Annotated in this window: 6 protein-coding genes; 5 read left to right on the top strand and 1 reads right to left on the bottom strand. The window is 37.3% G+C overall.

Annotation, left to right across the window (positions count from 1 at the left end):
* Window positions 1-362: 362 nt before the first annotated feature.
* A complete protein-coding gene (locus tag IEV89_RS10445) occupies window positions 363-1277 on the bottom strand; it encodes a LysR substrate-binding domain-containing protein (RefSeq protein WP_188473224.1) in 915 nt (304 codons plus the stop codon).
* Between the two features lie 117 nt (window positions 1278-1394).
* Here IEV89_RS10445 and IEV89_RS10440 point away from each other — a divergent pair, with 117 nt between their 5' ends.
* The 5 genes from IEV89_RS10440 (at window position 1395) to IEV89_RS10420 (ending at window position 6113) form a co-directional block, all read left to right on the top strand.
* Window positions 1395-2723, top strand: a complete 1329-nt coding sequence (locus tag IEV89_RS10440) for a 6-phospho-beta-glucosidase (protein WP_188473221.1) — start codon at window positions 1395-1397, stop codon at window positions 2721-2723.
* A 106-nt stretch (window positions 2724-2829) separates the two neighbouring features.
* A complete protein-coding gene (celB, locus tag IEV89_RS10435) occupies window positions 2830-4179 on the top strand; it encodes a PTS cellobiose transporter subunit IIC (protein WP_188473219.1) in 1350 nt (449 codons plus the stop codon).
* A gap of 31 nt (window positions 4180-4210) precedes the next feature.
* Window positions 4211-4519, top strand: coding sequence for a PTS sugar transporter subunit IIB (locus tag IEV89_RS10430; protein WP_188473217.1), 309 nt, complete (start codon window positions 4211-4213; stop codon window positions 4517-4519).
* A 75-nt stretch (window positions 4520-4594) separates the two neighbouring features.
* Window positions 4595-5767 (top strand): mandelate racemase/muconate lactonizing enzyme family protein, encoded by a 1173-nt coding sequence (locus tag IEV89_RS10425; protein WP_188473215.1) that lies wholly within the window; start codon window positions 4595-4597, stop codon window positions 5765-5767.
* A 31-nt stretch (window positions 5768-5798) separates the two neighbouring features.
* Window positions 5799-6113, top strand: coding sequence for a PTS lactose/cellobiose transporter subunit IIA (locus IEV89_RS10420; RefSeq protein ID WP_188473301.1), 315 nt, complete (start codon window positions 5799-5801; stop codon window positions 6111-6113).
* The last annotated feature ends 310 nt before the right edge of the window (window positions 6114-6423 follow it).

Here is a 6423-nt window from a genome sequence, read left to right as displayed (position 1 = left end):
CTTTTAGAACTCGCAGGATCTGAGTTTCAGTGAAACGCGCTTTCTTCATGATGAGCCTCCCAATGGTTGTATTTTAACCAGAGAACTCTATCAAGCAGTAAGACTAAATTCAGGAGGGACTACAGACTGACATCGTGAATTCTTGCGATGCTCGTCGATGTCGACGATACTGTCCATGCAAGCGTATAAAGCTTCAAGATGCTTTTCTAACCTTGTAAAACGGTTTAGTAGATTATTCCTGAATCGTTTTTATCTCTTTATAAGGTAGGGGTGTTTTTTTTAGCTCTTACGTAAATTTCGCATAAATCATTTGTTTGTTGTTAGGAAATACTTTTTATTAACCCAATGTTCAGAATTACTGGTTAGGGTGTGTCGTAATATTTCGTATATTTTTTAATCCAGTTTAGAAAAGCCTGTAATTTTGGTCTTGTTTCATGTCCCCTGGGGCAGATCAGGTCATACCCATAGCCTGAGGGAATTCGTTCAAATAAAGAAATTAATTCTCCGCTATCAAGATACGATTTGATGGTTTGATACCTACCCAAAGCGATTCCAATTGAATTTCGTGCTGCTACCATTGTTAATTCTTCATGATTGAAAACATATTTATGTTTCAAAATACTTGTACTTCTCCCTGTGGAATTTAACCAATGCTGCCATTCTGTAAGTGGTGATAAGAACTCCAAAGACTCGGTACAATGAAGAAAGGTCGTGCTTTCTAATCGTGAGTCATCTTTAGTAAGACCAAAACGTTCTGCATATCCAGGAGTGCATACAGGGACTAATTCTTCATCAAAAAGTCGAATGTGGTAGAAATCGGGATGAGTTTCATTGCCATAATAAATGGCAATATCAACAGGCTGATTTTGAAAATCTAGCTTACTTGCTTTCACGCGTATTTTTACATCGAGATAAGGATATTTTTTCTGAAATTTAGATAACTTTGGTACTGGCCACAAATGTGCAAACGTAGGTGCTACGCCTATATACAATTCTCCTCTTAATTCATTGAAGCGAATATCATCAACTTCAGTGAAGATATTGGATAGCGATTTTGTCAAGGTTCTGAGTATTCTATGACCGTCTTCTGTCAACTCCAGCTTTCTTGTTAAACGAACAAAAAGAGTGAAACCGAGATCTACTTCAAGTTTTTTAATTCTCTGGCTTACGGCTCCTTGAGTCAGACACAATTCTTCGGCAGCTAAAGTGAAGCTTAGGAATTTGGCTACAACGCTGAAAGTATAAAGGTTTGCTAGTATATTTTGCTTATCTGCCATCTTCTAGAATGACCCTATGTATTAGAATTATTAATTCATAAGCATTGCGATTTCGTTTGTCGGTGTTGACTTCCTCGTATGAGATTAGCACACCTATACATGAGGGAGTAATTAAAAGTGAATAAGATATTGAAAATTGTAGTGATTGGTGGCGGCTCTAGTTATACACCGGAACTCATTGAAGGACTCATTAACCGCTATGAAGAGTTACCAGTCGGTGAATTATGGCTGGTAGATATCGAAGATGGTCACGAAAAGGTTCAGATTATTTCAGAACTTGCTAAGCGCATGATAAAAAATAAAGGCTTATGTATCGAGGTTAAAGTGACTCTCGACCGTCGTCTTGCGTTAGAAGGTGCAGACTTTGTTTGTTCGCAATTTAGAGCCGGCTGTCTAGATGCTCGAATTCGGGATGAACGAATTTCATTAAAATATGGAATGATTGGGCAGGAAACAAATGGCCTTGGCGGCTTTGCTAATGCTTGCAGAACGATCCCAATCACATTAGAAATCTGTAAAGAAATGGAAGAACTTTGTCCTGATGCATGGCTACTTAATTTTACAAACCCATCAGGTATGGTTACAGAAGCCGTCCTAAAGTATACCAATGTCAAAGCTATCGGTTTATGTAATGTTCCTGTCATCATGGAAAAAGGTATCGCACAAATTATTGGTGCAGATGAAGGTGATTTCGTTATGCAAGTGGCGGGATTGAACCATCTAATTTGGGCGAGAAAAATACTCCACAACGGAACAGATAAGCTAAGTATTGTTATGGATGAGATCCTCAAAGGAAATGATCCATTGATACCTTCTAATATTCCGCCTTTCAACTGGCCTCAAGATCTATTAAAAGACATGGGAATGATACCCTGTGCCTACTTACGTTATTACTACACCAGTGACGACATCATGCAGCAAGAACAAGAAGAAGCTGAAGGTGAAGGAACTCGAGGAGAAGTAGTTAAAGCAATGGAGAAACGTCTATTTGATATCTACAAAAATCCAGAGCTGGCAGAAAAACCGAAAGAGTTGGAAAAACGTGGAGGACAATATTATTCAGAAGCAGCATGTGAGCTAATGTCTTCAATTTACAACGATAAACGTAAAATTATGCATGTTAATACACGTAATAACGGAACTATTAGTGGTTTGCCCGATGATTGTGTTGTAGAAGTGAGCTCCATTATTACCAAGAATGGTCCATTACCTTTAAATGTTGATCCATTCCCATGTGACACACTGCGCCTTATTCAACTAATGAAAGAATTTGAAACACTTACTGTCGAGGCCGCTGTAAAAGGTGATTTAGTTGCTGCAAAACGGGGATTAATTTTAAACCCGATTGTTAACACCGGCACAATTTTAGACGAAGCACTTAAAGAGACAGTAAAAGAAAACTTAGATTACATGCCTCAGTTCCGTTGGATGTTTGAGAAAAGTTAATGGCAAGGTTTTAACAACGACTACTAAGGCTGTTATATATTATAAAATATAATAGCTCTATTAATAATAATAATAAACATCTACCTCTATTCCTAAGGATTAAATTATGGCAACGACCATGGATAAATTGATAGCTTTCCTTGATCGGTATTTCGTACCATATGCCGCAAAGGTTGCTAATCAAACACATTTACAAGCAATAAGAGATGGCTTAGTGATGTCTATGTCACTAATTATTGTGGGCTCAGTATTTTTGATCATCGGAAACCTGCCTATTCCCGGCTATCCTGGCTTTATGGCATCTATCTTTGGTAGTGGCTGGAAACAGGCACTATCTATTCCCGTGAATGCGACTTTTGGTCTGCTTGGGCTATTGGTTAGTGTGGGTGTTGCTTATCGTTTAGCTGAAAAATACTCTCTTGATGCAATAACATCAGCTATCGCTTCTGTTACTGCATTTATGATCGTATCTCCATATGATATTCAAGTGTTTATTAAAGAACTTGATAAAACGATAGATGTTGCAGGGATAAACCTGAATTATATGGGGGCTAAAGGGATGTTCGTTTCCATCATAATGGCGATCATTTCTGTTGAAATTATGCGATTCTTCGTCAAAAGAGGGATTGTAATAAAAATGCCTGAGAGTGTTCCATCAGCAGTATCAAAATCATTTACGGCACTAGTCCCTATTCTATTCATCATCCTATTCGCTTTACTGGTACGCGTTGGAATCGAAAAAACGAGTTGGGAAAACTTACATGTATTGATTCAAACATTTGTCTCTAAACCGTTACTACATGCTGGCGGATCATACTGGGGCGCCATGTTAACCACTCTTTTTATTAGTTTACTATGGGCAATAGGTCTACACGGTTCAACTATTGTTCAAGCCGTTATGATGCCAATTTGGTTAACGTTAATGGATCAAAACCGAGTAGCTTTTGAAGCGGGTCAAGAATTGCCAAACGTAGTAACTTTTGATTTCTTCTACTTTTCAACCAAAATGGGGGGAGCTGGGTCTACTCTGATATTGGTCCTTTTCATGGCATTTTGGGCTAAATCACAACATCTAAAAGAAATTGGTAAGCTTTCAATAGTTCCTGGTATTTTCAATATTAACGAACCAGTAATATTCGGGGTTCCAATTGTCCTTAACCCTTTGTTGTTAATGCCTTTTATTATCGCTCCATTAGTTGCAACAACAACAACTTACTTTGCCATGGCAACAGATTTAGTACCAAGACTCACAGGTGTCACATTGCCGTGGACAACACCTGTAGGTGTGTATGGTTTCTTAGCAACAAATGGTAGCTTTTCTGCGGTCATTCTGACTGTGTTTAATTTGCTGATTGTCGGTGCTATCTACTATCCATTTTTCAAAGTCTTTGACAAACAAAAGTGTCAAGAAGAAATGCAAAACCAACAAGATGAAACACTTATTCAGCAGCAATAAGTTAAAGCATAATAATCAATGAGGTGACACGATGAATAAAATTATACTGTGCTGTATGGCTGGAATGTCTACAAGTATGCTGGTGACTAAAATGAAGAAAGCTGCCGTAGAAGCGAATATTGATTGTGAAATTAACGCTGTTTCTGCTGACCAAGTAAAATCACATTTAGAAGGTACAACAGCCGTTTTACTTGGGCCACAAATTAGACATAAATTACCAGAAATAAAGAAATTATGTGACGAAAAAAGTGTTCCATGTGATCTCATTAATATGATGGATTATGGTGCAATGAATGGTAAGAAAGTCCTGGATTTTGCTTTAAAAATATCAAAATTATAAAAAACTTGTAATGGATGTTATATATTAATTGATTAGTGAGGTTATATTAAGGTATGACCTCATGAGGAACTCTGAATGAAAATAACTAATATAGATATATTTTGCGCGGACTATGATCCATCATCTCCTAATGAACCTATTTTTATTAGAATTAACACAGATGAAGGTATTAGTGGTTTTGGGGAGGCTGGCGTGGCTTATGGTAACGCCAAACAAGGTGCGATTGGACAGCTTCAAGATTTTGCAAAATTAATCATTGGTCAAGACCCTCTATGCATTGAAAAGATTTGGGATCAGCTATACCGAGATACTTTTTGGGGACAAGGCGGAGGCACAGTAATTTTTTCCGCGATTAGTGCTATTGACATTGCTCTTTGGGATATCAAAGGTAAAGCGTTAAATGTTCCGGTATATGAATTACTCGGCGGTAAGACTCGCGATACAATCCGAACTTATGCTAGCCAAATTCAGTTTGGTTGGGGCGAGAAAGAAACACCACTTCCTGGAGTAATACCACTAGCTGAGGCAGCAAAGCGTGCTGTCGATGATGGCTATGATGCAATCAAAGTTGATCCTTTACAAAGAGACATTAACGGCGATAAAAACAAAAGAAATGATGGTTTAATATCAAACGAAAAACTTAAACTTTGTAGAGATAGGCTGGTAGCCATTCGTGAAGCGGTCGGAGATAATGTCGATATTATTTTAGAGCTTCATGCTAAGACTGATTTTAATTCGGCGTTACAAATTAATCGAATTATAAAGGATCTTAATATCTATTATATGGAAGAAGCATGTGGTTCTCTCAATGCTGATCTCGTTAAAGAATTACGTAATCAGGTTGATGTCCCGCTTGCCGCTGGTGAAAGGATTTATACACGGTATGGTTTTAGGCCATTTTTAGAAAATCGCTCACTTGATGTTATTCAACCAGATCTTGCTACTTGTGGTGGTATTTCCGAGGCTAAAAAGATATGCGATATGGCGAGAATTTATGATGTGCTTGTTCAGCCTCATATCTGTGGCGGGCCGATATCTGCGGCGGCGGCATTACAAATAGAAGCGGTGATTCCTAATTTCTGTATTCATGAACATCATATAGGAAACTTAAGTAGTTTTACTAGAAGCTTAGGCGAATATGATATCCAGCCAGTAAATGGATATATTACAGTACCTAATAGAACAGGGATTGGACAAAATATTCCTGACCACATAATTAATAAGTGCAAAATTATAAACATATCTTAATGTTTTAGGGGAATTAACTTTGGATACTGATATCGATTTAGAATCTAGCATTATAGAATTAATTATCAATGCAGGGCAGTCCAAAGCTTTTGCATTTGAAGCACTTGCTTGTGCTAAGCAAGGTGAGTGGCATAAAGTCGATGGATTGATTGAACAGTCAAAAGAAGCTGCCAATGAAGCCCATAAAGTACAAACTACATTTATCGGACTAGATGAAGGATGTGGTAAATTACCTATTACTCTTGTAATGGTACATGCTCAAGACCACATCATGACTGCTATGTTAGCTCGTGAGTTAATAGAAGAACTAATAGCTATTTATAAGAAAAGTAGGACTACTGATTAAGGTGATGTTTGTCATGAAATATATTTGTAGTTTCCCAAAACCTAGTATCAAGTTGTTTTAAATGTGTTTTTATAAGAGCTTAATGTTAATTAAGCTCTTTTTTAATGCTTATAAATTCCATAGATTTAATCCAAAGAAAATAAAATAGTAGGATATTTTCATCTGCTTCTTTTAGCTCGTTACTTTGTACATCGGAAATTTCTATAAAATTAGTAATAAAAGCAACATCATCATGGCTTATATTGAATAAATCGAACTTCTGACAGCAAGCAAGATCAGATCACCACGTTCCTAATCCTGTAGCGATATC

The sequence above is a fragment of the Hafnia psychrotolerans genome (assembly GCF_014639435.1).
In the GTDB taxonomy this organism is placed as follows: Bacteria; Pseudomonadota; Gammaproteobacteria; order Enterobacterales; family Enterobacteriaceae; genus Ewingella; species Ewingella psychrotolerans.
This window is presented reverse-complemented; position numbering and strand designations above follow the sequence as displayed.